We start from the raw sequence: 23,791 nt of genomic DNA on the forward strand, positions 1-23,791 counted from the left end.
CCTTGATAGATGTAAATAACTTTGAATATATGAAGATTGGACTTGCTTCACCTGACAAGATTCGTTCTTGGTCATACGGTGAAGTTAAGAAACCAGAAACAATTAACTATCGTACGTTAAAGCCTGAAAAAGATGGCTTGTTCTGTGAGCGTATTTTCGGACCACAAAAGGACTGGGAATGTCATTGCGGAAAATACAAACGTGTACGTTATAAAGGTGTAGTTTGTGATCGATGTGGCGTTGAAGTAACGCGTGCGAAAGTGCGTCGTGAACGTATGGGTCATATCGAATTAGCTGCTCCTGTATCTCATATTTGGTATTTCAAAGGTATCCCGAGCCGCATGGGACTTGTCTTAGACATGTCCCCTCGCGCGCTTGAAGAAGTAATTTATTTCGCTTCTTATGTTGTAACAGAAAGTGGAGATACACCACTTGATAAGAAGCAATTACTTTCTGAAAAAGAATACCGTGCATATCGTGATCGATATGGTAGCACATTCCAAGCTGCTATGGGTGCAGAAGCGATTAAAAAGCTATTACAAGACATCGATTTAGATAAAGAAGTAGACTTCTTAAAAGAAGAATTAAAAACAGCACAAGGACAACGCCGTACTCGTGCTATTAAACGTCTAGAAGTATTAGAAGCATTCCGTAACTCTGGAAATGAGCCATCTTGGATGATCTTAGATGTTCTACCAGTAATCCCACCAGAACTACGCCCAATGGTACAGTTAGATGGTGGACGTTTTGCTACTTCTGACTTAAACGACTTATACCGTCGTGTAATTAACCGTAACAACCGTTTAAAACGTCTATTGGACTTAGGTGCACCAAGCATTATCGTTCAGAACGAAAAACGTATGTTACAAGAAGCTGTAGACGCATTAATCGATAATGGTCGTCGTGGCCGTCCAGTTACTGGACCAGGTAACCGTCCATTAAAATCACTATCTCACATGCTTAAAGGTAAACAAGGACGCTTCCGTCAAAACTTATTAGGTAAACGTGTTGACTACTCTGGTCGTTCTGTAATCGTTGTAGGACCGAACTTAAAGATGTACCAATGTGGATTACCAAAAGAGATGGCGCTTGAACTGTTCAAACCTTTCGTAATGAAAGAGTTAGTTGAAAAAGGATTAGCACACAACATTAAGAGTGCGAAACGTAAAATCGAGCGTGTACAACCTGAAGTTTGGGACGTTTTAGAATCTGTGATTAAAGAACATCCAGTACTTCTAAACCGCGCACCAACACTTCACCGTCTTGGTATTCAGGCGTTTGAACCTACATTAGTAGAAGGTCGCGCAATCCGTCTTCACCCACTTGTATGTACTGCATACAACGCGGACTTTGACGGTGACCAAATGGCCGTTCACGTACCTTTATCATCAGAAGCACAAGCAGAAGCTCGTCTTCTTATGTTAGCGGCACAAAACATCTTGAACCCGAAAGACGGTAAACCAGTTGTTACTCCATCTCAGGATATGGTATTAGGTAACTACTACTTAACACTTGAGCGTGAAGGTGCAATCGGTGAAGGTATGGTCTTCAAAGATGCGAACGAGGCATTACTTGCATACCAAAATGGATATGTACATCTTCATACACGTGTTGCAGTAGCTGCAAGCGCAGTAAACAACGCAACATTTACTGAAGAGCAAAAGAGTATGCTTCTATTAACAACAGTTGGTAAATTAATATTTAACGAAATCTTACCAGAGTCGTTCCCTTATATTAATGAACCAACAAATTCAAACCTTGAAAAAGAAACACCAGCGAAATATTTCGTTGAAAAAGGTGCGAACATTAAAGAGATTATTGCTAGTCGCGAAGAAGTGGCGCCATTCAGCAAGAAAATCCTTGGTAACATCATTGCGGAAGTGTTTAAACGTTTCAAAATTACAGAAACGTCTCGCATGCTTGACCGTATGAAAAACTTAGGATTCAAGTACTCTACAAAAGCTGGTATTACAGTTGGGGTATCTGACATTCTTGTATTAGGTGAAAAAGATGAAATTCTCCACGAAGCACAAGCAAAAGTAGATAATGTAATTAAACAATTCCGTCGCGGTTTAATCACGGAAGAAGAACGTTACGATCGCGTTATCTCTATTTGGAGTAATGCAAAAGATGTTATCCAAGGAAAACTGATGAAATCCTTGAATAAACGCAACCCAATCTTCATGATGAGTGATTCCGGTGCCCGTGGTAACGCATCGAACTTTACTCAGCTTGCTGGTATGCGTGGTCTGATGGCCAATCCATCTGGTCGTATCATCGAACTTCCAATCAAATCAAGTTTCCGTGAAGGTTTAACAGTACTTGAGTACTTCATCTCTACGCATGGTGCGCGTAAAGGTCTTGCCGATACAGCACTGAAAACTGCCGATTCTGGCTACTTAACACGTCGTCTTGTTGACGTTGCACAAGATGTAATCGTTCGTGAAGATGATTGTGGAACAGATCGTGGTTTATTAATTGGTGCGATTAAAGAGGGTAATGAAGTTATCGAGTCATTATATGATCGTCTTGTTGGACGTTTTGCAAGAAAAACTGTAAAACATCCTGAAACAGGTGAAGTATTAGTTGCTGAAAATCAATTAATTACTGAAGATATCGCTCATATCGTTGAAAATTCGGGTGTTGAAACTGTAAACATTCGTTCAGCGTTCACGTGTAACACTCGCCACGGTGTATGTAAGAAGTGTTACGGTCGTAACTTAGCAACTGGAACAGACGTAGAGGTAGGGGAAGCGGTAGGTATTATCGCAGCTCAATCTATCGGTGAGCCAGGTACACAGTTAACGATGCGTACGTTCCATACAGGTGGGGTTGCCGGAGATGATATCACTCAAGGTTTACCTCGTATCCAAGAGATCTTCGAAGCTCGTAATCCGAAAGGTCAGGCAGTTATCAGTGAAATCGACGGTGTTATCGCAGCGATCAACGATGTTAAAGATCGCCAAGAAGTAGTTGTACAGGGTGAAGTTGAAACTCGTACGTATGCTATTCCTTACGGTGCTCGTCTGAAAGTAATTCCAGGACAGCAAATTAGCCACGGTAAAGAGTTAACAGAAGGTTCTATTGATCCGAAAGAATTACTAAAAGTAACGGACATTACGGCAGTTCAAGAATACTTATTACGTGAAGTTCAAAAAGTATACCGTATGCAAGGGGTAGAAATTGGTGACAAACACGTAGAAGTAATGGTACGCCAAATGTTACGCAAAGTTCGTGTAAGTGATGCAGGTGAAACAGATGTATTACCAGGAACATTACTAGATATCCATCAGTTTACTGATGCAAATGCGAAGGTGTTACTACAAGGTAAACAACCAGCAACAGCTAGACCTGTTCTACTTGGTATTACAAAAGCTTCACTTGAAACAGATTCATTCTTATCTGCAGCATCGTTCCAAGAAACAACTCGTGTCTTAACTGATGCAGCAATTAAGGGTAAACGTGATGAGCTTCTAGGATTGAAAGAAAATGTTATTATCGGTAAACTTGTTCCTGCTGGAACAGGTATGAATCGTTATCGCAAAGTGGATCTTGTTAAAACAACACAAGATGACATGAATGTAGAAAACGATGAAGTTTATGTGGAACAGTAAAATTTTCCGTCGTAAATTTTGTATAAAAACAGTTAATCCTAGTTGACATTGTATGAGTCAAAATGTTACTATAAGCAAGGTTGCTCCTGAACGATGCTTTGGAGGATATTTATATGTCTTATCAAAAAGTGTCAAATGCTGAAAATGTGGTCGTTGGTCATAAACGTACATTGGAAGCAATCAAAAATGGTATAGTTAAAGAAGTTGTCATTGCAGAAGATGCTGATATGCGGTTAACCCATGTTATCATTCGTACTGCATTGCAACATAACATACCCATAACAAAAGTTGAATCAGTTCGTAAACTTGGAAAAGTTGCGGGGATTCAAGTGGGAGCTTCAGCAATAGGAATAATAAGTTAAAACTGTTTTTGTGAGGAGAGAGCATTTGCTCTCCCTTGCAAAAACTTTGTTTTCAACTAATAATGAACCACCTGGATATGTGGTCATACAAACATGCGAAGGGAGGATAATCAAATGCCTACTATTAACCAATTAGTGAGAAATGGTCGTACTGATAAAGTATGGAAATCTAAATCACCTGCGTTAAACAAAGGTTTTAACTCTTTAAAGAAAAAATCAACTGATATCTCTGCACCTCAAAAACGTGGTGTATGTACTCGTGTTGGTACAATGACTCCAAAGAAACCAAACTCAGCGTTACGTAAATATGCTCGTGTTCGTTTAACAAATGGTATTGAGGTAACAGCATACATCCCAGGTATCGGTCACAACTTACAAGAGCACAGCGTAGTATTAATTCGCGGTGGTCGTGTAAAAGACTTACCAGGGGTACGTTACCACATCGTTCGTGGTGCGCTTGATACAGCTGGTGTTGACAAGCGTATGCAAGGCCGTTCTAAATACGGTACTAAAAAGCCAAAAGCGGCTAAGAAATAATAACTTTTTAATGAAAGGAGGAACTCAATATGCCTCGTAAAGGACCTGTTGCAAAACGTGACGTGTTACCAGATCCAATGTACAATTCAAAGCTAGTAACACGCCTTATCAACAAAATGATGGTTGACGGTAAAAAAGGTAAATCTCAAACAATTCTTTATAATGCGTTCGATATCGTAAGCGAACGTACTGGTAAAGAGCCAATGGAAGTATTCGAGCAAGCTCTTAAGAACATTATGCCTGTTCTTGAAGTACGCGCTCGTCGTGTTGGTGGTGCTAACTACCAAGTTCCAGTTGAGGTTCGTCCAGAACGCCGTACAACTTTAGGTCTTCGTTGGTTAGTAAACTACGCTCGTCTTCGTGGTGAAAAAACTATGGAAGAGCGTCTTGCTAACGAAATCTTAGATGCAGCTAACAACGCTGGTGCATCTGTTAAGAAACGTGAAGACACTCATAAAATGGCAGAAGCTAACAAAGCATTTGCTCATTACCGTTGGTAGGATACAACGTAAAATAAATGTAAGCATAGACCGCTTTATTTGTCGCTTATGGAAGTGTGGAGAGGGAGAATGCCTCTCCCTTTCAATGGCGCTCGTTTTACATAATGAGAGTACTGGACATACTGACATATGTAACAATATAAAGTGGCTTTTTTGCTACTTAAAATAAAAAATCCAATCCATATATGGAAGGAGCAAGACACCAAATGGGAAGAGAGTTCTCTTTAGAAAACACTCGTAATATTGGTATCATGGCTCACATCGATGCTGGTAAAACAACAGCTACTGAGCGTATTCTGTACTACACAGGACGTATTCATAAAATCGGTGAAACTCACGAAGGTGCATCTCAGATGGACTGGATGGAGCAAGAGCAAGAGCGTGGTATCACAATTACTTCTGCTGCAACTACAGCACAATGGAAAGGTCACCGTGTAAACATCATTGACACTCCAGGTCACGTAGACTTCACAGTAGAAGTAGAACGTTCTTTACGCGTACTTGATGGCGCGGTAGCAGTACTTGATGCACAATCTGGTGTTGAACCACAAACAGAAACTGTTTGGCGTCAGGCTACTACTTATGGCGTACCTCGTATCGTATTCGTTAACAAAATGGATAAGATTGGTGCGGACTTCTTATACTCTGTAGGAACAATCCACGATCGTTTACAAGCAAACGCACATCCAATTCAGTTACCAATCGGTGCTGAAGATGAGTTCAATGGTATCATTGACCTTGTTGAAGAATGTGCTTACATGTACGGTAACGATTTAGGAACAGACATTCAACGTGTTGAGATTCCTGAAGAGCACAAAGAACTAGCTGAAGAATACCGTGGAAAACTTATCGAAGCGGTAGCTGAGCTAGATGAAGAAATGATGATGAAGTACCTAGAAGGTGAAGAAATCACTGTAGAAGAGCTTAAAGCTGGTATCCGTAAGGCTACAACTTCTGTAGAATTCTTCCCAGTAATCTGTGGTTCTGCATTCAAAAACAAAGGTGTTCAAATTCTGTTAGACGCAGTTATCGACTACCTACCATCTCCATTAGACGTACCTGCTATTAAAGGTATCGTTCCTGATACAGATGAAGAAGTAGAACGTAAGTCTAGCGATGAAGAGCCTTTCTCAGCATTAGCATTCAAAATCATGACTGACCCTTATGTTGGTAAGTTAACGTTCTTCCGTGTGTACTCTGGTGTGTTAAACTCTGGATCATACGTGAAAAACTCAACTAAAGGTAAGCGTGAGCGTGTAGGTCGTATCCTACAAATGCACGCTAACAGCCGTGAAGAGATCTCAACAGTTTACGCTGGTGACATCGCTGCTGCTGTAGGTTTAAAAGATACTACTACTGGTGATACTCTTTGTGACGAGAAGAGCCTTGTTATCCTTGAGTCTATGGAATTCCCAGAGCCAGTTATCTCTGTAGCTATCGAACCAAAATCTAAAGCTGACCAAGATAAAATGGGTACAGCATTAGCTAAGCTTTCTGAAGAAGATCCAACATTCCGTGCTCACACTGACCAAGAAACTGGCCAAACAATCATCGCTGGTATGGGTGAACTTCACCTTGATATCATCGTTGACCGTATGCGCCGTGAGTTCAAAGTTGAAGCAAACGTTGGTGCTCCTCAGGTAGCATACCGTGAGACTTTCCGCTCTGCTGCGAAAGTTGAAGGTAAGTTCGCTCGTCAATCTGGTGGACGTGGACAATTCGGACACGTTTGGATTGAGTTTGAACCTAACGAAGAAGGTAAAGGATTCGAATTCGAAAACAAGATCGTCGGTGGTGTTGTTCCACGTGAATACATCCCAGCTGTAGGCGCAGGTCTTGAAGATGCACTTAAAAATGGTGTACTTGCTGGATATCCAGTAGTAGACATTAAAGCTGCATTAGTTGACGGATCTTACCATGATGTCGATTCATCTGAGATGGCGTTCAAAATCGCTGCATCTATGGCACTTAAAGCTGCGGTTTCTAAATGTAACCCAGTAATCCTTGAGCCAATGATGAAAGTTGAAGTTGTAATTCCTGAAGAGTACATGGGTGACATTATGGGTGACGTAACATCTCGTCGTGGACGTGTAGAAGGTATGGAAGCTCGCGGTAACGCTCAAGTTGTTCGCGCTATGGTTCCACTTTCTGAAATGTTCGGTTATGCAACGTCATTACGTTCTAACACTCAAGGACGCGGAACATTCTCTATGGTGTTTGACCACTATGAAGAAGTACCAAAGTCTGTTTCTGAAGAAATTATCAAAAAAAATAAAGGTGAATAATTGATTTTTATCGATTGTTCAAGTATAACTACTTATGTAAGCTTAGAAAGTGGGACGCAAGTTTCGCCTTCTAGACTAAATATAAAATAACCTATATAAACTAAGGAGGAATTTAGAATGGCTAAAGCTAAATTCGAACGTTCTAAACCCCATGTTAACATCGGTACAATCGGCCACGTTGACCATGGTAAAACTACATTAACTGCTGCGATCACTACAGTTCTTGCAAAAGCTGGTGGTGCTGAAGCACGCGGATACGATCAAATCGATGCTGCTCCAGAAGAAAGAGAGCGCGGTATCACAATCTCAACTGCACACGTTGAGTACGAAACTGAAACTCGTCACTATGCACACGTTGACTGCCCAGGTCACGCTGACTATGTTAAAAACATGATCACTGGTGCTGCTCAAATGGACGGCGGTATCTTAGTAGTATCTGCTGCTGATGGCCCAATGCCTCAAACTCGTGAGCACATCCTTCTTTCTCGTCAAGTAGGTGTACCTTACATCGTTGTATTCTTAAACAAATGCGACATGGTAGACGACGAAGAATTATTAGAATTAGTAGAAATGGAAGTTCGCGACCTATTATCTGAATACGGATTCCCAGGCGACGACATTCCTGTAATCAAAGGTTCTGCTCTTAAAGCTCTTCAAGGAGAAGCTGATTGGGAAGCAAAAATCATTGAATTAATGGCTGAAGTTGATGCTTACATCCCAACTCCAGAACGTGAAACTGACAAACCATTCTTAATGCCTGTAGAGGATGTATTCTCTATCACAGGTCGTGGTACAGTTGCTACTGGTCGTGTTGAGCGCGGTATCGTTAAAGTTGGTGACGTTGTAGAAATCATCGGTCTTGCTGAAGAAAATGCTTCTACAACTGTAACTGGTGTAGAAATGTTCCGTAAACTTCTTGACCAAGCTCAAGCTGGTGACAACATCGGTGCTTTACTTCGTGGGGTTGCTCGTGAAGACATCCAACGTGGACAAGTACTTGCAAAAAGCGGTTCTGTAAAAGCTCACGCTAAATTCAAAGCTGAAGTTTTCGTATTATCTAAAGAAGAAGGTGGACGTCACACTCCATTCTTCGCTAACTACCGTCCACAGTTCTACTTCCGTACAACTGACGTAACTGGTATCATCCAATTACCAGAAGGTACTGAAATGGTAATGCCTGGTGACAACGTAGAAATGACTATCGAACTTATCGCTCCAATCGCTATCGAAGAGGGAACTAAATTCTCTATTCGTGAAGGTGGACGTACAGTAGGTTACGGCGTAGTTGCTACTATCGTTGAGTAATCTTAACTGATATAAAAAACCCCGAGGGATTTTCCCTTGGGGTTTTTGTTTGCATTTATATAATGAACAAAATGATTGTTTCATATTTTGACGAGTTTCTTCTATAGTAATGTAAAATCATCAAAACCGAAATCCAGAAACTGTAAAATGAATTCTGCTAGATGAAAACTTGAAATTCTTTAAAGTGCCATGTATAATAGCAAAAGTAGAGAAAAGCAGATGCAAACAAAAAGATGCTTGCATCTAGACGAATAACATTGTATAATAGACAATGTTGGTCTTTGACTGCGATGAAGTGGAAGGTTGCTGACACACCCGGCCGCTTTGCCATGGCATGGTGTGAGGAAATTTCCATGGAGAAGGTCTATTTTAGAAATAGGCGAACGAAGGAGGGAAAATAATGGCAAAAGAAAAAATTCGTATCCGTTTAAAAGCTTACGATCACCGTATTCTTGATCAGTCAGCTGAGAAAATTGTAGAAACAGCTAAGCGTTCTGGGGCAACAGTTTCTGGTCCGATCCCATTACCAACTGAAAAAACTGTTTACACAATTCTTCGTGCTGTTCATAAGTACAAAGATTCTCGTGAGCAATTCGAAATGCGCACGCACAAACGTCTAATCGACATCGTGAGTCCTACTCCACAAACAGTAGATTCATTAATGCGTTTAGACTTACCATCTGGTGTAGATATCGAAATCAAACTATAATTTATATAACTTAAAAATGTAGGAGGTGTAACTCATGACCAAAGGAATCTTAGGAAGAAAGATCGGTATGACTCAAGTATTTGCTGAGAACGGTGAGTTAATCCCAGTAACAGTTATCGCTGTTAATCCAAACGTTGTTCTTCAAAAGAAAACAACTGAAACTGATGGCTACAACGCAATTCAGTTAGGATTTGAAGATAAGCGTGAAAAGTTAACTAACAAACCTGAACAAGGCCACACTGCTAAAGCATCTACAACTCCTAAGCGCTTCATTCGCGAAATCCGCGATGCAGACGTGGACGGATTAGAGGTTGGTCAAGAGGTAAAAGTTGACGTATTCGCTGCAGGTGAAATCGTTGATGTAACAGGAATTTCTAAAGGTAAAGGTTTCCAAGGTGTTATCAAACGCCACGGACAATCTCGCGGACCTATGTCTCATGGTTCTCGCTATCACCGTCGTCCAGGTTCAATGGGCCCAGTTGCTCCGAACCGTGTATTCAAAGGCAAAAAACTTGCTGGACGTATGGGTGGAGACCAAGTTACTATCCAAAACTTAGAAATCGTTCAAGTTGACACTGAGCGCAACTTATTACTAGTAAAAGGTAACGTTCCAGGTGCTAAGAAATCTCTTGTAGTTGTTCAAGGCGCTGTGAAGGTTAGCAAATAATTCACAATAGGAAGGAGGAATTCCAATGCCAAAAGTTACTGTATATAACCAAACTGGTTCACAGGTTGGTGAAATCGAATTAGCTGAAGCTATTTTCGGTATCGAACCAAATGAAGCTGTACTTTTCGAAGCTGTAATGATGCAACGTGCATCTTTACGTCAAGGTACACACAAAGTAAAAACTCGCTCTGAAGTTCGCGGTGGTGGTCGTAAACCATGGCGTCAAAAAGGAACTGGACGTGCTCGTCAAGGGTCTATCCGCTCTCCTCAATGGCGTGGTGGTGGTACGGTATTCGGACCTACACCAAGAAGCTATGCGTACAAACTTCCTAAGAAAGTTCGTCGTTTAGCAATCAAATCTGCATTAGCTACTAAAGTAGTTGAGAACAACATTGTAGTTCTTGAAGACCTAGTGTTAAATGCACCAAAAACAAAAGATATGCTAGCAGTACTTAAAGGATTAACTGTTGAGAAGAAAGCTCTTATCGTAACTGCTGATGCAAACGAATCTGTAGAGTTATCTGCTCGCAATATCCCTGGAGTAACAGTAATCACTGCTGATGGCGTAAACGTTTTAGACGTGCTTCATCATGATAAGCTAATCATGACAAAAGCGGCAGTGGAAAAAGTAGAGGAGGTGCTTGCATAATGAGAGATCCTCGTGATATCATTAAGCGCCCAGTTATCACTGAACGTTCTATGGAAATGATGGCTGAAAAAAAATACACGTTCGATGTGGACGTTAAATCTAATAAAACAGAAGTTAAAGATGCTCTAGAAGCGATCTTTGGTGTTAAAGTAGAAAAAGTGAACATCATGAACTACAAGCCGAAAGCAAAACGCGTTGGTCGTCACGCTGGTTTTACTAGCCGTCGTCGTAAAGCAATCGTTAAGCTAACTGCTGACAGCAAAGAAATCGAAATCTTCCAAGGCGTTTAATTCTTACTAAAGAAGGAGGGAAATTGAGATGGGAATTAAAAAGTATAATCCAACTACTAACGGTCGTCGTAACATGACTACGAATGATTTCGCTGAAATCACGACTGACAGACCCGAAAAGTCTTTACTTGCTCCTTTAAGCAAAAAGGCTGGTCGTAATAACCAAGGTAAAATCACTGTACGTCATCAAGGTGGCGGACATAAGCGTCAATACCGTATCATCGACTTCAAACGTAACAAAGATGGAATTCCAGGACGCGTTGCTACGATCGAATATGATCCAAACCGCTCTGCGAATATCGCATTAATTAACTACGTTGACGGTGAAAAACGTTACATTCTTGCTCCTAAGAACTTAGAAGTAGGTATGGAAATTATGTCTGGCGCTGAAGCTGACATTAAAATCGGTAACGCATTACCATTAATCAACATTCCAGTAGGTACTGTTGTTCATAACATCGAGCTTAAACCAGGTCGTGGTGGACAATTAGTTCGTTCTGCTGGTACATCTGCACAAGTACTTGGTAAAGAAGGTAAATACGTTCTTGTACGTTTAACTTCTGGTGAAGTGCGTCTTGTATTATCTGCTTGTCGTGCAACTGTAGGTCAAGTTGGTAACGAGTCACACGAACTTATCAAGATCGGTAAAGCTGGTCGCTCTCGCTGGTTAGGTAAGCGCCCAACTGTTCGTGGTTCTGTAATGAACCCAGTTGATCACCCACACGGTGGTGGTGAAGGACGTTCACCAATCGGACGTAAGTCTCCAATGTCTCCATGGGGTAAACCAACTCTTGGATTCAAAACTCGTAAGAAAAACAAAGCGTCTGACAAATTCATCGTTCGTCGTCGTAAAAAATAATGGGATTGTAGTACGGTTCACTTTAAGAACCGTACGGCAATCACGAAGGGAGGCACCAAAATGGCTCGTAGCTTGAAAAAAGGACCATTTGTCGATGATCATTTAATGAGTAAAATTGCAAAGCTAAATGAAACTGAGCAAAAGCAAGTTGTTAAAACTTGGTCTCGTCGTTCAACGATCTTCCCTCAGTTCATCGGTCACACAATCGCTGTATATGACGGTCGTAAACATGTACCTGTATATGTTACTGAAGACATGGTAGGCCACAAGTTAGGTGAATTCGCACCAACTCGTACGTATAAAGGTCATGATGCTGACGATAAGAAAACTAGAAGATAATGAGAGGAGGCACTTCAATGCAAGCTAAAGCAGTAGCGAGAACAGTTCGTATTGCTCCTCGTAAAGTTCGTTTAGTTGTAGACTTAATCCGAGGTAAGCAAGTGGGTGAAGCGATTGCTATCCTTAACCACACACCAAAAACTGCTTCTCCAGTTGTAGAAAAAGTTTTAAAATCTGCAATCGCAAATGCAGAGCACAATTATGAAATGGACATTAACAACTTAGTTGTTGAGAAAGTTTTCGTTGACGAAGGTCCAACGTTAAAACGTTTCCGTCCACGTGCAATGGGTCGTGCAAGCCAAATTAACAAACGCACAAGCCACATCACAGTTGTGGTATCAGAAAAGAAGGAGGGATAATCGATGGGTCAAAAGGTTAATCCAATTGGTCTTCGTGTCGGCGTTATCCGTGACTGGGAATCTCGTTGGTTCGCTGAGAAAGATTACGCTACATTATTACATGAAGACATCAAAATCCGTGAGTACATTAATGTACGCTTAAAAGATTCTGCTGTTGCTAAAGTAGAAATCGAACGTGCAGCAAATCGTGTAAATGTTACAATTCACACTGCAAAACCTGGTATGGTAATTGGTAAAGGTGGTACTGAAGTTGAAGCACTTCGTAAAGCTCTTAACCAATTAACAGGCAAGCGTGTACACATCAACATTTTAGAAGTTAAGAGAGCTGATCTTAACGCTAAATTAGTAGGCGAAAACATCGCTCGTCAATTAGAAAACCGTGTATCATTCCGTCGTGCACAAAAGCAAGTTATTCAACGTGCTATGCGTGCAGGTGCTAAAGGTATTAAAACACAGGTTTCTGGTCGTCTTGGCGGAGCTGATATCGCTCGTGCAGAATCTTACAGTGAAGGAACTGTTCCACTTCATACACTTCGCGCTGATATTGACTATGCAGCAGTTGAAGCTGATACAACATACGGTAAATTAGGCGTAAAAGTATGGATCTACCGTGGAGAAGTCCTTCCTACAAAAAAGAAAGCTTCTGAGGAAGGAGGAAAATAATATGTTAATGCCAAAACGCGTAAAATATCGTAGAGAGCATCGTGGTAAAATGCGTGGTCGTGCTAAAGGTGGAACTGAAGTAGCTTTCGGTGAATTCGGTTTACAAGCACAAGCTGCTTCATGGATTACAAACCGTCAAATCGAAGCTGCTCGTCGTGCAATGACTCGTTACATGAAACGTGGCGGTAAAGTATGGATTAAAATTTTCCCTTCTAAACCTTACACTGCAAAACCTCTAGAAGTACGTATGGGTTCCGGTAAAGGGGCACCAGAAGGCTGGGTAGCAGTAGTAAAACCTGGGAAAATTATGTTCGAAATCGCGGGTGTATCTGAAGAGGTAGCACGCGAAGCATTACGTCTTGCAGCTCACAAGTTACCTGTGAAATGTAAATTCGTAAAACGTGAAGAAAATGGTGGTGAATCTAATGAAAACTAATGATATTCGTGAATTAACCACTGCCGAAATCGAAACAAAAGTTAAAGCTTTAAAGGAAGAGTTGTTTAATCTTCGCTTCCAACTTGCTACAGGACAATTAGAGAATCCAACTCGCATTCGTGAAGTGCGTAAGGCAATTGCTCGTATGAAAACTGTAGTTCGTGAAAGAGAGATCGGAATTAATCGATAAATTGAGGGGAGGTTTGCATAGTGAGCGAACGTAACCAACGCAAAGTTTATACTGGTCGTGTAGTGTCTGACAAAATGGACAAAACGATTACAGTTTTAGTTGAAACTTACAAAACTCATTCCTTGTACGGAAAACGTGTTAAGTATTCTAAGAAGTACAAAGCCCATGATGAGCAAAACCAAGCGAAACTTGGCGATATCGTAAAAATCATGGAAACTCGCCCGCTTTCTGCTACTAAGCGTTTCCGTTTAGTTGAAATCGTTGAAGAAGCGGTTATTATCTAAATAGACGAATCGGAATTTTTAGTCCGAAGGGAGGTTTCATAACATGATCCAACAAGAATCTCGTTTGAAAGTTGCTGACAACTCTGGTGCACGTGAACTTTTAACAATTAAAGTATTAGGCGGCTCTGGTCGTAAATATGCTAACATTGGTGACATTATCGTTGCTACGGTAAAACAAGCAACACCAGGTGGCGTTGTTAAAAAAGGTGACGTTGTTAAAGCAGTAGTAGTACGTACGAAGAGCGGTGCTCGTCGTCCGGATGGTTCTTACATCAAATTTGATGAAAACGCAGCGGTTATCATTAAAGACGATAAGAGCCCACGTGGTACTCGTATCTTCGGACCAGTAGCTCGTGAATTACGTGATAGCAACTTCATGAAGATCGTTTCTTTAGCTCCAGAAGTTCTATAATTTAAGGTATTGCCTTGCTAAGGAGGTGCAGAATTAAGATGCATGTAAAAAAAGGTGATAAAGTACAGGTAATCACTGGTAAAGACAAAGGAAAACAAGGCGTTATCCTTGTGGCTTTCCCAAAGCAAAACCGTGTTATCGTTGAGGGTGTTAACATCGTTAAGAAGCACTCTAAGCCATCTCAATTAAATCCACAAGGTGGAATTATTACTAAAGAGGCACCTATTCACGTTTCTAACGTTATGATTTTAGATCCGAAAACAGGTGAACCTACTCGCGTAGGCTTCAAGGTAGAAGATGGTAAAAAAGTTCGTATTGCAAAAAAATCTGGTGAATTATTAGATAAATAATTTTCTTAAGAAAGGAGGTCACTTCATTGAATCGCCTTAAAGAGAAGTTCCAAAAGGAAATTACTCCTGCTCTAATGAGCAAGTTTAACTATAAATCTGTAATGCAGGTACCAAAAATCGAAAAGATCGTAATCAACACTGGTGTTGGTGACGCGGTATCTAACTCAAAAGCTTTAGACAACGCAGTAGAAGAATTAACACAAATCGCAGGTCAAAAACCTGTTGTAACTCGTGCTAAAAAATCAATCGCTGGTTTCCGTCTTCGTGAAGGTATGCCAATCGGTGCGAAAGTAACTTTACGCGGCGAGCAAATGTATGAGTTCTTCGATAAATTAGTATCAGTTTCTTTACCACGTGTACGTGATTTCCGTGGTGTTTCTAAGAAATCATTCGATGGTCGTGGAAACTATACATTAGGTGTTAAAGAGCAACTTATTTTCCCTGAGATTGATTATGATAAAGTAAGCAAAGTCCGCGGTATGGACATCGTAATCGTTACTACAGCGAACACTGATGAAGAAGCTCGTGAACTTTTAACACAATTCGGTATGCCATTCCAAAAATAATGGAAGCCAACGCTAAGTAGAGGAGGCGAAAACGTGGCTAAAAAATCTATGATTGCGAAACAAAAGCGTACTCCTAAGTTTAAAGTACAAGAGTATACACGTTGCGAACGCTGCGGTCGTCCGCATTCTGTATACCGCAAATTTAAACTTTGCCGTATTTGTTTCCGTGAACTTGCATATAAAGGTCAAATTCCTGGTGTTAAAAAAGCTAGTTGGTAAAACCCACAAATGGGAAGGAGGTAAAACACATGGTGATGACAGATCCAATTGCAGACATGCTTACTCGCATCCGTAATGCGAACATGGTACGTCATGAGAAATTAGAGGTTCCTGCTTCTAAAATCAAAAAAGAGATCGCTGAACTTTTAAAACGTGAAGGTTTCATTCGTGATGTAGAATACATCGAGGATAACAAACAAGGTATCCTTCGTATTTTCCTGAAATATGGTGCAAACAACGAACGTGTAATCACTGGATTAAAACGTATCAGTAAACCTGGCTTACGCGTTTACGCTAAAGCTGACGAAGTACCACGTGTACTTAACGGATTAGGTATCGCTCTTGTTTCTACATCTAAGGGAGTAATGACAGACAAAGACGCTCGTCAATTACAAACTGGTGGAGAAGTAGTAGCATACGTTTGGTAATATATATTTAAAACGAACGGAGGTGTGACCACATGTCTCGTATTGGTAAAAAGATTCTTGAAATCCCTGCAGGTGTTACTATTACAGTTGCAGAAGACAATACTGTAACAGTAAAAGGCCCTAAAGGTGAATTAACTCGTACTTTCAATGCTGATATGCTTATCAAAATTGAAGAGAATACATTAACAGTTGAGCGTCCATCTGAACAGAAGGAACACCGTGCATTACACGGTACAACTCGTGCTTTAATTGGAAACATGGTTGAAGGTGTAACTGAAGGTTTCGCACGCGGACTTGAATTAGTCGGTGTTGGTTACCGTGCTCAAAAACAAGGTGATAAACTTGTATTAAGCGTAGGTTATTCTCATCCAGTAGAAATGACTCCGGAAGCAGGTCTTGAAGTTGAAGTACCTGCACCAACTAAGATCGTAATCAAAGGTATCGACAAGCAACGTGTTGGCGAATTCGCTGCTAACATCCGTGCTGTACGTGCTCCTGAGCCTTACAAAGGTAAAGGTATTCGTTACGAAGGCGAAGTTGTTCGTCGTAAAGAAGGTAAAACTGCTAAGTAAACCCGTTAGGTGAGAGAAAGGAGTGACAAGAATGATCACTAAAGCTGATAAAAATGCGACTCGTAAGAAAAGACATGCGCGTGTACGTGCTAAACTTACTGGTACTGCAGAACGTCCACGTTTAAACGTGTTCCGTTCTAACCAACATATTTACGCTCAAGTTATTGATGATGTAAATGGTGTAACGTTAGTAAGTGCATCTACTCTTGATAAAGACCTTGCTCTTAACGGTACTAGCAATATTGAAGCTGCTACGAAAGTTGGAGAATCAGTTGCTAAGCGTGCTGTAGAGAAAGGCGTTAAAGAAGTAGTATTTGATCGCGGTGGTTACTTATACCATGGCCGTGTTAAAGCTCTAGCTGAAGCTGCTCGTGAGGCTGGATTACAATTTTAATGGTCAAAGGAGGGAAAATTGATGCATCGCATTGACCCAAGTAAATTAGAACTTGAAGAACGTGTAGTTACGATAAATCGTGTCGCGAAAGTTGTTAAGGGTGGTCGTCGTTTCCGCTTTGCTGCACTAGTTGTAGTTGGCGATAAAAACGGTCATGTTGGATTCGGTACTGGTAAAGCACAAGAGGTACCAGACGCAATCCGCAAAGCTATCGAAGACGCTAAGAAAAACTTAATCGCTGTACCATTAGTTGGTACAACAATTCCACACACAATCAACGGTCATTTTGGAGCTGGTGAAGTATTCTTAAAGCCTGCTGCTGAGGGTACTGGTGTTATTGCTGGTGGACCTGTTCGTGCGGTCCTTGAATTAGCAGGTGTACAAGATATTCTTTCGAAATCTCTTGGTTCTAACACACCAATCAACATGATTCGCGCTACTGTGAACGGATTAAGCGAACTTAAGCGCGCTGAAGATGTTGCAAAATTACGCGGTAAATCTGTAGAAGAGCTACTAGGTTAAGGAGGGAAAACAAATGGCGAAAAAGTTAGAAATTACCCTCACTCGTAGTGTAATTGGTCGTCCACAAGATCAACGTGCGACGGTAGAAGCTTTAGGTCTTAAAAAGTTGAATTCAACTGTAGTTAAGGAAGAAACTCCTGCTATTCTTGGTATGATCAACAAAGTTTCTCACCTTGTAACTGTAAAAGAAGCTTAAGGATAACTCATTAATATAAGGAGGTGCCTGGGAATGAAACTTCATGAATTAAAACCTGCAGAAGGTTCTCGTAAAGTACGTAACCGTGTCGGTCGTGGTATCGGTTCTGGTAACGGTAAAACTGCTGGTAAAGGTCATAAAGGACAAAACGCACGTTCTGGCGGCGGTGTTCGTCTTGGCTTCGAAGGTGGTCAAACTCCATTATTCCGTCGTTTACCAAAACGCGGCTTCACAAACATTAACCGTAAAGAGTTTGCTATTGTAAACTTATCAACGTTAAATCGTTTTGAAGATGGTACAGAAGTAACACCTGAATTATTGCTGGAAACTGGCGTTATCAGCAAATTAAACGACGGTGTTAAAATTCTTGCAAGCGGCGCAGTAGAGAAAAAACTAACTGTTAAAGCGCACAAGTTCTCTTCAAGTGCTAAAGAAGCAATTGAAGCAGCTGGCGGATCAGTTGAGGTGATCTAATGTTTCGTACAATCTCCAACTTTATGCGCGTTGCTGAGATAAGACGTAAAATATTATTCACTTTAGCGATGTTAATCGTATTCAGGATTGGCACGTTTATCCCCGTGCCATTTACAAATGGAGACGTACTGAAGGCACAAGATCAATTAAATGCTTTAGGTATTCTAAATACATTTGGCGGTGGAGCCTTGAAAAACTTCTCCATCTTTGCGATGGGAATCATGCCGTATATTACAGCATCCATCATCGTGCAATTATTGCAGATGGATGTTGTTCCTAAATTTTCGGAATGGGCGAAGCAAGGTGAAATGGGCCGTCGTAAATTAACGCAATTCACGCGTTATTTTACAATTGTTCTTGCGTTTATTCAGGGGTTTGGTATGTCAATCGGTTTTAACGGTATGGTAGGTGGACAATTAATTTTGAATCCTGGTTGGAGCACTTATTTATACATTGCTACGGTACTGACTGCTGGTACTGCATTTTTAATGTGGTTAGGTGAACAGATTACAGCTAAAGGTGTAGGTAATGGTATTTCCATCCTAATCTTTGGTGGTATTGCCGCAGCGATCCCAAGTGTTATATCTCAAGTGTATCAGCAACAGTTTCAAAATATCGGAGATCAATTGTTCATGAGTATCGTTAAAGTTGCATTGATCTTACTAGCTGTGTTAGCAGTTATTGTGGGTGTTATTTTCATTCAACAGGCTGTTAGAAAGATCCCAATTCAATATGCGAAGCGTGTAACAGGAGGAAATGGTGGTTATGCTGGAGCACAAAACACACATTTACCGCTTAAGGTAAATAGTGCTGGTGTTATTCCAGTAATTTTTGCTGTTTCATTCTTAATTACGCCTCCGACTATTGCACAGTTCTTCCCGAAACATGATGTATCGCAGTGGATTATTGCAAACTTTAACTATTCTCACCCAGTGGGAATGATCATATATGTTGCGCTCATTGTAGCCTTCACATATTTCTATGCGTTTGTTCAGGTTAATCCAGAGCAAATGTCAGAGAATCTAAACAAACAAGGTGGATATGTTCCAGGTATTCGTCCGGGTAAGAATACAGAACAATATCTAACAAAAATCTTGTATCGTTTGACCTTTGTAGGATCAATTTTCCTAGCAGCGATTGCAATCTTACCAGTTATCTTTACGAAGCTGGGAAATCTTCCTCCATCTGCACAGATCGGTGGAACGAGTATGTTAATCGTTGTCGGCGTTGCTTTAGAAACAATGAAGCAACTAGAAAGCCAACTGGTAAAACGCCATTACAAAGGGTTTATCAAGCAGTGAGTAAGTGGGAAGTATTGTCTTCCCTACATGCTCATGTACTCTGAGGGGGAACAAGGATGAACTTAATTTTAATGGGGCTTCCTGGTGCTGGTAAAGGTACACAAGCCGAACAGATTGTTGCCAAGTATAACATCCCTCACATCTCAACAGGAGATATGTTCCGTGCAGCTATGAAGGCTGAAACTGAAATGGGTTTACAAGCAAAATCTTTTATTGATAAAGGTGCACTTGTTCCAGATGAAGTTACAATCGGAATCGTTCGTGAACGTTTAAGCCAAGAAGACTGCGTAAGAGGCTTCTTATTAGATGGTTTCCCACGAACTGTTGCACAAGCATCAGCTCTTGAAGAGATTATGAAAGATCTTGGCAAAAAAATCGACTATGTTTTAAACATTAATGTGGATTCAGGGTTGTTATTAAAGCGCCTTACAGGCCGTCGCATTTGTAAAGAGTGCGGTGCGACTTACCACTTAGAATTCAATCCGCCAGCAAAAGCTGACGTGTGCGATAAATGTGGTGGCGAATTATATCAACGCTCTGATGACAATGAAGAAACTGTAGCAAATCGCTTAGATGTAAATATTAAGCAAACTAAACCTTTGCTTGATTTCTACGAGGAGCTTGGTTACTTACAAAGCATTAATGGTGAGCAAGATATCAATAAAGTATTTGCTGATATCGATGTTCTCATCGGAGGCTTAGCGTAATGATAATCTGCAAAACTCCTCGCGAGATAGAAATCATGCGAGAAGCTGGCAGGATCGTTGCTTTAACTCATCAAGAGTTAAAACAGCACATTACTCCAGGAATTACAACGAAAGAGCTCGATCAAATAGCGGAAAAGACGATTCAAAAATATGGTGCTACGCCATCTTTTAAAGGATACAACGGATTTCCGGGGAGCATATGTGCTTCTGTAAATGAAGAGCTTGTACACGGAATTCCAGGGAAGCGCAAGCTCAAAGAGGGCGATATCATCAGTATCGATATTGGTGCGAAATACAATGGGTACCATGGAGATTCTGCATGGACGTATCCAGTTGGAAACATTTCTGAATCTGTTCAAAAGCTACTTGATGTCACAGAAAAATCGTTGTATCTTGGTCTAGAACAAGTAAAACCAGGCGAGAGATTATCAAATATCTCACATGCGGTTCAAACCCATGCTGAAGAGAATGGATTCTCGATCGTTAGGGAGTATGTTGGTCACGGAATCGGGCAAGACTTACATGAGGACCCTCAAATCCCGCACTATGGTCCACCAAATAGAGGCCCTAGATTAAAGCCGGGAATGGTCATCTGTGTTGAGCCGATGGTGAATCAAGGAAGACGATATGTAAAAACACTATCTGATGACTGGACAGTGGTAACGGTAGATGGTAAATGGTGTGCCCATTTTGAGCACACGATTGCTCTTACAGAAGCAGGATACGAAATCCTTACCACTTTATAAGTAGCTGGCTCTCCGGGATTTCAGAGCAGTGTAAAATGTTACTGATTTGAAGAAGGGAGAACTATTGAATGGCTAAAGATGATGTAATTGAAGTCGAAGGTACCGTTCTTGAAACGTTGCCAAATGCTATGTTCAAAGTAGAATTAGAGAATGGGCATGTCGTATTGGCTCACGTTTCTGGTAAAATCCGTATGAACTTCATTCGTATTTTACCAGGAGACAAAGTTACGGTAGAATTATCTCCGTACGATTTAAATCGTGGTCGTATTACGTACCGTTTTAAATAATATAGCACTCCGTAATCTTTAAGGAGGTTCGAGACATGAAAGTAAGACCGTCAGTTAAACCAATCTGCGAAAAATGTAAAGTTATTCGTAGACGTGGAAAAGTAATGGTTATTTGTGAAAACCCTAAACATAAACAAAAACAAGGTTAATCAGAAGGAGGTGCATTCGGAATGGCACGTATCGCAGGTGTAGATATTCCTCGTGACAAACGCGTTGTTATTTCTTTAACTTACGTATTCGGCATTGGTCGCACAACTGCTGAAAAAATTCTTGCTGAAGCTGGTGTTTCTGAAGAAACACGAGTTCGTGATTTAACGGAAGACGAATTAGGACGTATCCGTGATATCATCGATCGTATTAAAGTTGAGGGAGACCTTCGTCGTGAAGTATCTCTTAACATCAAACGTCTAATGGAGATCGGTTCTTACCGTGGTCTTCGTCACCGTCGTGGTTTACCAGTTCGTGGTCAAAACTCTAAAAACAATGCTCGTACACGTAAAGGTCCACGTCGTACAGTAGCAAATAAAAAGAAATAATAAGTAAAGGAGGTTGAACTAACAATGGCACGTAAAACAAACACTCGTAAAAAACGTGTGAAAAAGAATATTGAAGCTGGTGTAGCTCATATTCGTTCTACTTTCAATAACACAATCGTAACACTTACAGATACTCACGGTAACGCGCTTTCTTGGTCTAGTGCTGGTGCACTTGGTTTCCGTGGATCTCGTAAATCTACTCCATTCGCTGCGCAAATGGCTGCTGAAACTGCTGCTAAAGCTGCAATGGAGCACGGTTTAAAAACTTTAGAGGTTACTGTTAAAGGTCCTGGTGCTGGTCGTGAAGCTGCAATTCGTGCTCTTCAAGCTGCAGGTCTAGAAGTAACAGCAATTAGAGATGTTACTCCAGTTCCTCATAATGGATGTCGTCCACCAAAACGTCGTCGTGTGTAATTTTTCTGTATAGAATTTTCCCTTTTGTCTATAATGGATATGATGCATTATCGAGAAATTTCGTACAGAAACATCGCTTGTTGTGCACAATCGGGAACTGCCTAAGGGGGACTTTCGGTTAGACAGGGGTTATACCTTTGTTTAACCGGGGTTTCGACGTTTTGAAGGAGGGTTTAGTTAATGATTGAAATCGAAAAGCCGAAAATCGAAACGGTTGAACTTAACGAAGATGCTAAATATGGTAAATTCGTAATTGAACCGCTTGAGCGTGGATATGGTACTACGTTGGGTAACTCCTTACGTCGTATTCTTTTATCTTCACTCCCTGGTGCCGCTGTTACTGCTATCCAAATCGATGGCGTATTACATGAATTTTCAACAGTTGAGGGCGTAGTAGAAGACGTTACAACGATCATCTTAAACTTGAAAAAGTTAGCTCTTAAAATTTACTCTGAAGAAGAGAAGACGTTGGAAATTGATGTGCAGGGCGAAGGTATTGTCACAGCTGCTGATATTACTCACGATAGTGATGTAGAAATCTTAAATCCAGATTTACACATTGCAACGTTAGCAAAAGATGCGCATTTCCGCGTGCGTTTAACTGCAAAGCGTGGCCGTGGGTATACGCCAGCTGATGCAAATAAAAGCGAAGATCAACCAATAGGAGTAATTCCTATTGATTCTATTTATACTCCAGTATCACGTGTGACTTACCAAGTGGAAAAGACACGTGTCGGACAAGTGGCTAATTATGATAAGCTTACGCTTGATGTATGGACGGATGGAAGCATCGGGCCAAAAGAAGCTATCTCTTTAGGTGCCAAAATCTTAACTGAGCATTTAAATATCTTTGTTGGTTTAACTGATGAAGCACAAAATGCTGAGATTATGGTCGAGAAGGAAGAAGATCAAAAAGAGAAAGTTCTTGAGATGACTATCGAAGAACTAGACCTTTCTGTTCGTTCTTATAATTGCCTAAAACGTGCAGGAATTAATACTGTACAAGAGCTTGCGAACAAAACAGAAGAAGATATGATGAAAGTTCGTAACTTAGGACGTAAATCCTTAGAAGAAGTTAAACATAAACTTGAGGAATTAGGTTTAGGTTTACGTAAAGACGACTGAGGATTTAAACCCATCAACAAAGGAGGGAACTACGAATGGCATACAGAAAATTAGGCCGTACAAGTGCGCAACGTAAAGCTATGTTACGTGACTTAGCTACTGATTTAATTATCAACGAGCGCATCCAAACGACAGAAACTCGTGCAAAAGAACTTCGTTCTGTAGTGGAAAAAATGATCACTTTAGGTAAACGCGGAGATCTTCATGCTCGTCGTCAAGCAGCAGCTTTCATTCGCAATGAAGTAGCTAACGCTGAGACTGGTCAAGATGCACTTCAAAAACTATTCGCTGATGTAGCTCCACGCTATGCTGAGCGCCAAGGCGGATACACTCGTATTGCAAAAATTGGTCCACGTCGCGGAGACGCAGCACCAATGGTAATTATCGAGTTAGTATAATGATAATTAAAAGGGCAGGACAGTTCTTTTCAAGAAACTGGTCATGGCCCTTTTTTTTAAATATAAAAATAGGCTTACTTGGCGAAGGAAAGGGTG

General features: G+C 40.9%; 36 protein-coding genes. All 36 read left to right on the top strand.

Annotated features, from left to right (window positions below):
* Positions 1–2: 2 nt before the first annotated feature.
* Positions 3–3,614, top strand: a complete 3,612-nt coding sequence (gene rpoC / locus PDQ68_RS22765; RefSeq protein WP_000567938.1) for a DNA-directed RNA polymerase subunit beta' — start codon at positions 3–5, stop codon at positions 3,612–3,614.
* A gap of 113 nt (positions 3,615–3,727) precedes the next feature.
* On the top strand, positions 3,728–3,976 hold the full coding sequence (locus PDQ68_RS22770) for a 50S ribosomal protein L7ae-like protein (protein WP_000121830.1): 249 nt from the start codon (positions 3,728–3,730) through the stop codon (positions 3,974–3,976).
* 114 nt (positions 3,977–4,090) lie between these two features.
* On the top strand, positions 4,091–4,513 hold the full coding sequence (rpsL, locus tag PDQ68_RS22775) for a 30S ribosomal protein S12 (protein ID WP_001142340.1): 423 nt from the start codon (positions 4,091–4,093) through the stop codon (positions 4,511–4,513).
* A 29-nt stretch (positions 4,514–4,542) separates the two neighbouring features.
* Positions 4,543–5,013: a 30S ribosomal protein S7 gene (gene rpsG, locus PDQ68_RS22780; RefSeq protein ID WP_001137493.1), complete on the top strand. Its 471-nt coding sequence runs from the start codon at positions 4,543–4,545 to the stop codon at positions 5,011–5,013.
* A 206-nt stretch (positions 5,014–5,219) separates the two neighbouring features.
* Positions 5,220–7,298, top strand: coding sequence for an elongation factor G (gene fusA / locus PDQ68_RS22785; protein WP_000532231.1), 2,079 nt, complete (start codon positions 5,220–5,222; stop codon positions 7,296–7,298).
* A 117-nt stretch (positions 7,299–7,415) separates the two neighbouring features.
* Positions 7,416–8,603: an elongation factor Tu gene (tuf, locus tag PDQ68_RS22790; RefSeq protein ID WP_001029615.1), complete on the top strand. Its 1,188-nt coding sequence runs from the start codon at positions 7,416–7,418 to the stop codon at positions 8,601–8,603.
* A gap of 400 nt (positions 8,604–9,003) precedes the next feature.
* Positions 9,004–9,312 (top strand): 30S ribosomal protein S10, encoded by a 309-nt coding sequence (rpsJ, locus tag PDQ68_RS22795; protein ID WP_001040596.1) that lies wholly within the window; start codon positions 9,004–9,006, stop codon positions 9,310–9,312.
* Positions 9,313–9,346: 34 nt separating this feature from the next.
* Entirely contained in the window at positions 9,347–9,979 is a 633-nt protein-coding gene (gene rplC / locus PDQ68_RS22800) for a 50S ribosomal protein L3 (RefSeq protein WP_061183206.1), read from the top strand.
* A 25-nt stretch (positions 9,980–10,004) separates the two neighbouring features.
* Positions 10,005–10,628 (top strand): 50S ribosomal protein L4, encoded by a 624-nt coding sequence (gene rplD / locus PDQ68_RS22805; protein ID WP_001127258.1) that lies wholly within the window; start codon positions 10,005–10,007, stop codon positions 10,626–10,628.
* Positions 10,628–10,918: a 50S ribosomal protein L23 gene (rplW, locus tag PDQ68_RS22810; protein ID WP_001205558.1), complete on the top strand. Its 291-nt coding sequence runs from the start codon at positions 10,628–10,630 to the stop codon at positions 10,916–10,918. Before rplD ends, rplW begins: the two co-directional genes overlap by 1 nt.
* 28 nt (positions 10,919–10,946) lie before the next feature.
* Complete coding sequence (gene rplB / locus PDQ68_RS22815) at positions 10,947–11,777, top strand: 50S ribosomal protein L2 (protein WP_000511580.1); 831 nt, start codon at positions 10,947–10,949, stop codon at positions 11,775–11,777.
* 60 nt (positions 11,778–11,837) lie between these two features.
* Positions 11,838–12,116: a 30S ribosomal protein S19 gene (gene rpsS, locus PDQ68_RS22820; protein ID WP_000124453.1), complete on the top strand. Its 279-nt coding sequence runs from the start codon at positions 11,838–11,840 to the stop codon at positions 12,114–12,116.
* A 17-nt stretch (positions 12,117–12,133) separates the two neighbouring features.
* Complete coding sequence (gene rplV / locus PDQ68_RS22825; protein WP_001148024.1) at positions 12,134–12,475, top strand: 50S ribosomal protein L22; 342 nt, start codon at positions 12,134–12,136, stop codon at positions 12,473–12,475.
* 3 nt (positions 12,476–12,478) lie between these two features.
* Entirely contained in the window at positions 12,479–13,138 is a 660-nt protein-coding gene (gene rpsC / locus PDQ68_RS22830) for a 30S ribosomal protein S3 (protein WP_000529956.1), read from the top strand.
* A gap of 1 nt (position 13,139) precedes the next feature.
* The gene (rplP, locus tag PDQ68_RS22835) at positions 13,140–13,574 is read left to right on the top strand and encodes a 50S ribosomal protein L16 (RefSeq protein ID WP_000928971.1); all 435 of its coding nucleotides are present in this window, start codon (positions 13,140–13,142) and stop codon (positions 13,572–13,574) included.
* Positions 13,564–13,764: a 50S ribosomal protein L29 gene (gene rpmC / locus PDQ68_RS22840; protein WP_000855718.1), complete on the top strand. Its 201-nt coding sequence runs from the start codon at positions 13,564–13,566 to the stop codon at positions 13,762–13,764. The genes rplP and rpmC overlap by 11 nt, the downstream gene beginning before the upstream one ends.
* A gap of 20 nt (positions 13,765–13,784) precedes the next feature.
* Complete coding sequence (gene rpsQ, locus PDQ68_RS22845; RefSeq protein WP_000004106.1) at positions 13,785–14,048, top strand: 30S ribosomal protein S17; 264 nt, start codon at positions 13,785–13,787, stop codon at positions 14,046–14,048.
* A gap of 43 nt (positions 14,049–14,091) precedes the next feature.
* Positions 14,092–14,460 carry a 50S ribosomal protein L14 gene (gene rplN / locus PDQ68_RS22850; protein WP_000615912.1) on the top strand — a complete coding sequence of 123 codons (369 nt, stop codon included), beginning with the start codon at positions 14,092–14,094 and terminating at the stop codon, positions 14,458–14,460.
* 38 nt (positions 14,461–14,498) lie between these two features.
* Entirely contained in the window at positions 14,499–14,810 is a 312-nt protein-coding gene (gene rplX, locus PDQ68_RS22855; protein WP_000558200.1) for a 50S ribosomal protein L24, read from the top strand.
* A gap of 26 nt (positions 14,811–14,836) precedes the next feature.
* Positions 14,837–15,376, top strand: coding sequence for a 50S ribosomal protein L5 (rplE, locus tag PDQ68_RS22860; RefSeq protein ID WP_001080827.1), 540 nt, complete (start codon positions 14,837–14,839; stop codon positions 15,374–15,376).
* A gap of 33 nt (positions 15,377–15,409) precedes the next feature.
* Positions 15,410–15,595, top strand: a complete 186-nt coding sequence (gene rpsN, locus PDQ68_RS22865) for a 30S ribosomal protein S14 (protein ID WP_001085700.1) — start codon at positions 15,410–15,412, stop codon at positions 15,593–15,595.
* 29 nt (positions 15,596–15,624) lie between these two features.
* The gene (gene rpsH, locus PDQ68_RS22870; RefSeq protein WP_000245511.1) at positions 15,625–16,023 is read left to right on the top strand and encodes a 30S ribosomal protein S8; all 399 of its coding nucleotides are present in this window, start codon (positions 15,625–15,627) and stop codon (positions 16,021–16,023) included.
* Between the two features lie 32 nt (positions 16,024–16,055).
* Positions 16,056–16,595: a 50S ribosomal protein L6 gene (gene rplF, locus PDQ68_RS22875; protein WP_000086558.1), complete on the top strand. Its 540-nt coding sequence runs from the start codon at positions 16,056–16,058 to the stop codon at positions 16,593–16,595.
* Between the two features lie 31 nt (positions 16,596–16,626).
* A complete protein-coding gene (gene rplR / locus PDQ68_RS22880) occupies positions 16,627–16,989 on the top strand; it encodes a 50S ribosomal protein L18 (protein WP_000628816.1) in 363 nt (120 codons plus the stop codon).
* Positions 16,990–17,010: 21 nt separating this feature from the next.
* Positions 17,011–17,511: a 30S ribosomal protein S5 gene (gene rpsE, locus PDQ68_RS22885; protein ID WP_000554646.1), complete on the top strand. Its 501-nt coding sequence runs from the start codon at positions 17,011–17,013 to the stop codon at positions 17,509–17,511.
* A gap of 13 nt (positions 17,512–17,524) precedes the next feature.
* Positions 17,525–17,707 carry a 50S ribosomal protein L30 gene (gene rpmD, locus PDQ68_RS22890; protein ID WP_001085234.1) on the top strand — a complete coding sequence of 61 codons (183 nt, stop codon included), beginning with the start codon at positions 17,525–17,527 and terminating at the stop codon, positions 17,705–17,707.
* A 33-nt stretch (positions 17,708–17,740) separates the two neighbouring features.
* Positions 17,741–18,181, top strand: a complete 441-nt coding sequence (gene rplO, locus PDQ68_RS22895; RefSeq protein ID WP_000766080.1) for a 50S ribosomal protein L15 — start codon at positions 17,741–17,743, stop codon at positions 18,179–18,181.
* Positions 18,181–19,482, top strand: a complete 1,302-nt coding sequence (gene secY / locus PDQ68_RS22900; RefSeq protein WP_000490114.1) for a preprotein translocase subunit SecY — start codon at positions 18,181–18,183, stop codon at positions 19,480–19,482. The genes rplO and secY overlap by 1 nt, the downstream gene beginning before the upstream one ends.
* 56 nt (positions 19,483–19,538) lie before the next feature.
* Positions 19,539–20,189 (top strand): adenylate kinase, encoded by a 651-nt coding sequence (locus tag PDQ68_RS22905; RefSeq protein WP_001048996.1) that lies wholly within the window; start codon positions 19,539–19,541, stop codon positions 20,187–20,189.
* Positions 20,189–20,935 carry a type I methionyl aminopeptidase gene (gene map / locus PDQ68_RS22910; protein ID WP_000582539.1) on the top strand — a complete coding sequence of 249 codons (747 nt, stop codon included), beginning with the start codon at positions 20,189–20,191 and terminating at the stop codon, positions 20,933–20,935. The genes PDQ68_RS22905 and map overlap by 1 nt, the downstream gene beginning before the upstream one ends.
* A gap of 68 nt (positions 20,936–21,003) precedes the next feature.
* Entirely contained in the window at positions 21,004–21,222 is a 219-nt protein-coding gene (infA, locus tag PDQ68_RS22915; RefSeq protein ID WP_001029884.1) for a translation initiation factor IF-1, read from the top strand.
* Positions 21,223–21,257: 35 nt separating this feature from the next.
* On the top strand, positions 21,258–21,371 hold the full coding sequence (rpmJ, locus tag PDQ68_RS22920; RefSeq protein WP_000868344.1) for a 50S ribosomal protein L36: 114 nt from the start codon (positions 21,258–21,260) through the stop codon (positions 21,369–21,371).
* 21 nt (positions 21,372–21,392) lie between these two features.
* The gene (gene rpsM / locus PDQ68_RS22925) at positions 21,393–21,758 is read left to right on the top strand and encodes a 30S ribosomal protein S13 (RefSeq protein WP_000090789.1); all 366 of its coding nucleotides are present in this window, start codon (positions 21,393–21,395) and stop codon (positions 21,756–21,758) included.
* A gap of 24 nt (positions 21,759–21,782) precedes the next feature.
* Positions 21,783–22,172, top strand: a complete 390-nt coding sequence (gene rpsK / locus PDQ68_RS22930; RefSeq protein WP_000101799.1) for a 30S ribosomal protein S11 — start codon at positions 21,783–21,785, stop codon at positions 22,170–22,172.
* Positions 22,173–22,352: 180 nt separating this feature from the next.
* On the top strand, positions 22,353–23,297 hold the full coding sequence (locus PDQ68_RS22935) for a DNA-directed RNA polymerase subunit alpha (RefSeq protein ID WP_000569643.1): 945 nt from the start codon (positions 22,353–22,355) through the stop codon (positions 23,295–23,297).
* Positions 23,298–23,332: 35 nt separating this feature from the next.
* Complete coding sequence (gene rplQ / locus PDQ68_RS22940; RefSeq protein WP_000331490.1) at positions 23,333–23,695, top strand: 50S ribosomal protein L17; 363 nt, start codon at positions 23,333–23,335, stop codon at positions 23,693–23,695.
* Positions 23,696–23,791: the final 96 nt, after the last annotated feature.

The organism is Bacillus cereus group sp. Bc010 (genome assembly GCF_027716745.1).
Classification (GTDB): Bacteria; Bacillota; Bacilli; order Bacillales; family Bacillaceae_G; genus Bacillus_A; species Bacillus_A pacificus.

Bases quoted from the DNA above. Each gene is read 5' to 3' on its own strand.
- PDQ68_RS22905 (WP_001048996.1), top strand. From the start codon at position 19,539: ATGAACTTAATTTTAATGGGGCTTCCTGGTGCTGGTAAAGGTACACAA.
- rplR (WP_000628816.1), top strand. From the start codon at position 16,627: ATGATCACTAAAGCTGATAAAAATGCGACTCGTAAGAAAAGACATGCG.
- rplC (WP_061183206.1), top strand. From the start codon at position 9,347: ATGACCAAAGGAATCTTAGGAAGAAAGATCGGTATGACTCAAGTATTT.
- rplV (WP_001148024.1), top strand. From the start codon at position 12,134: ATGCAAGCTAAAGCAGTAGCGAGAACAGTTCGTATTGCTCCTCGTAAA.
- PDQ68_RS22770 (WP_000121830.1), top strand. From the start codon at position 3,728: ATGTCTTATCAAAAAGTGTCAAATGCTGAAAATGTGGTCGTTGGTCAT.
- rplQ (WP_000331490.1), top strand. From the start codon at position 23,333: ATGGCATACAGAAAATTAGGCCGTACAAGTGCGCAACGTAAAGCTATG.
- rplB (WP_000511580.1), top strand. From the start codon at position 10,947: ATGGGAATTAAAAAGTATAATCCAACTACTAACGGTCGTCGTAACATG.
- rplP (WP_000928971.1), top strand. From the start codon at position 13,140: ATGTTAATGCCAAAACGCGTAAAATATCGTAGAGAGCATCGTGGTAAA.
- rplN (WP_000615912.1), top strand. From the start codon at position 14,092: ATGATCCAACAAGAATCTCGTTTGAAAGTTGCTGACAACTCTGGTGCA.
- rplF (WP_000086558.1), top strand. From the start codon at position 16,056: ATGTCTCGTATTGGTAAAAAGATTCTTGAAATCCCTGCAGGTGTTACT.
- rpsH (WP_000245511.1), top strand. From the start codon at position 15,625: ATGGTGATGACAGATCCAATTGCAGACATGCTTACTCGCATCCGTAAT.
- rpmD (WP_001085234.1), top strand. From the start codon at position 17,525: ATGGCGAAAAAGTTAGAAATTACCCTCACTCGTAGTGTAATTGGTCGT.
- rplX (WP_000558200.1), top strand. From the start codon at position 14,499: ATGCATGTAAAAAAAGGTGATAAAGTACAGGTAATCACTGGTAAAGAC.
- secY (WP_000490114.1), top strand. From the start codon at position 18,181: ATGTTTCGTACAATCTCCAACTTTATGCGCGTTGCTGAGATAAGACGT.
- infA (WP_001029884.1), top strand. From the start codon at position 21,004: ATGGCTAAAGATGATGTAATTGAAGTCGAAGGTACCGTTCTTGAAACG.
- rpsC (WP_000529956.1), top strand. From the start codon at position 12,479: ATGGGTCAAAAGGTTAATCCAATTGGTCTTCGTGTCGGCGTTATCCGT.
- rpmC (WP_000855718.1), top strand. From the start codon at position 13,564: ATGAAAACTAATGATATTCGTGAATTAACCACTGCCGAAATCGAAACA.
- tuf (WP_001029615.1), top strand. From the start codon at position 7,416: ATGGCTAAAGCTAAATTCGAACGTTCTAAACCCCATGTTAACATCGGT.
- rplO (WP_000766080.1), top strand. From the start codon at position 17,741: ATGAAACTTCATGAATTAAAACCTGCAGAAGGTTCTCGTAAAGTACGT.
- rplD (WP_001127258.1), top strand. From the start codon at position 10,005: ATGCCAAAAGTTACTGTATATAACCAAACTGGTTCACAGGTTGGTGAA.
- rplW (WP_001205558.1), top strand. From the start codon at position 10,628: ATGAGAGATCCTCGTGATATCATTAAGCGCCCAGTTATCACTGAACGT.
- rpsJ (WP_001040596.1), top strand. From the start codon at position 9,004: ATGGCAAAAGAAAAAATTCGTATCCGTTTAAAAGCTTACGATCACCGT.
- rpsG (WP_001137493.1), top strand. From the start codon at position 4,543: ATGCCTCGTAAAGGACCTGTTGCAAAACGTGACGTGTTACCAGATCCA.
- rpsL (WP_001142340.1), top strand. From the start codon at position 4,091: ATGCCTACTATTAACCAATTAGTGAGAAATGGTCGTACTGATAAAGTA.
- rpsE (WP_000554646.1), top strand. From the start codon at position 17,011: ATGCATCGCATTGACCCAAGTAAATTAGAACTTGAAGAACGTGTAGTT.
- map (WP_000582539.1), top strand. From the start codon at position 20,189: ATGATAATCTGCAAAACTCCTCGCGAGATAGAAATCATGCGAGAAGCT.
- fusA (WP_000532231.1), top strand. From the start codon at position 5,220: ATGGGAAGAGAGTTCTCTTTAGAAAACACTCGTAATATTGGTATCATG.
- rpsK (WP_000101799.1), top strand. From the start codon at position 21,783: ATGGCACGTAAAACAAACACTCGTAAAAAACGTGTGAAAAAGAATATT.
- rpsS (WP_000124453.1), top strand. From the start codon at position 11,838: ATGGCTCGTAGCTTGAAAAAAGGACCATTTGTCGATGATCATTTAATG.
- rpsM (WP_000090789.1), top strand. From the start codon at position 21,393: ATGGCACGTATCGCAGGTGTAGATATTCCTCGTGACAAACGCGTTGTT.
- PDQ68_RS22935 (WP_000569643.1), top strand. From the start codon at position 22,353: ATGATTGAAATCGAAAAGCCGAAAATCGAAACGGTTGAACTTAACGAA.
- rpmJ (WP_000868344.1), top strand. From the start codon at position 21,258: ATGAAAGTAAGACCGTCAGTTAAACCAATCTGCGAAAAATGTAAAGTT.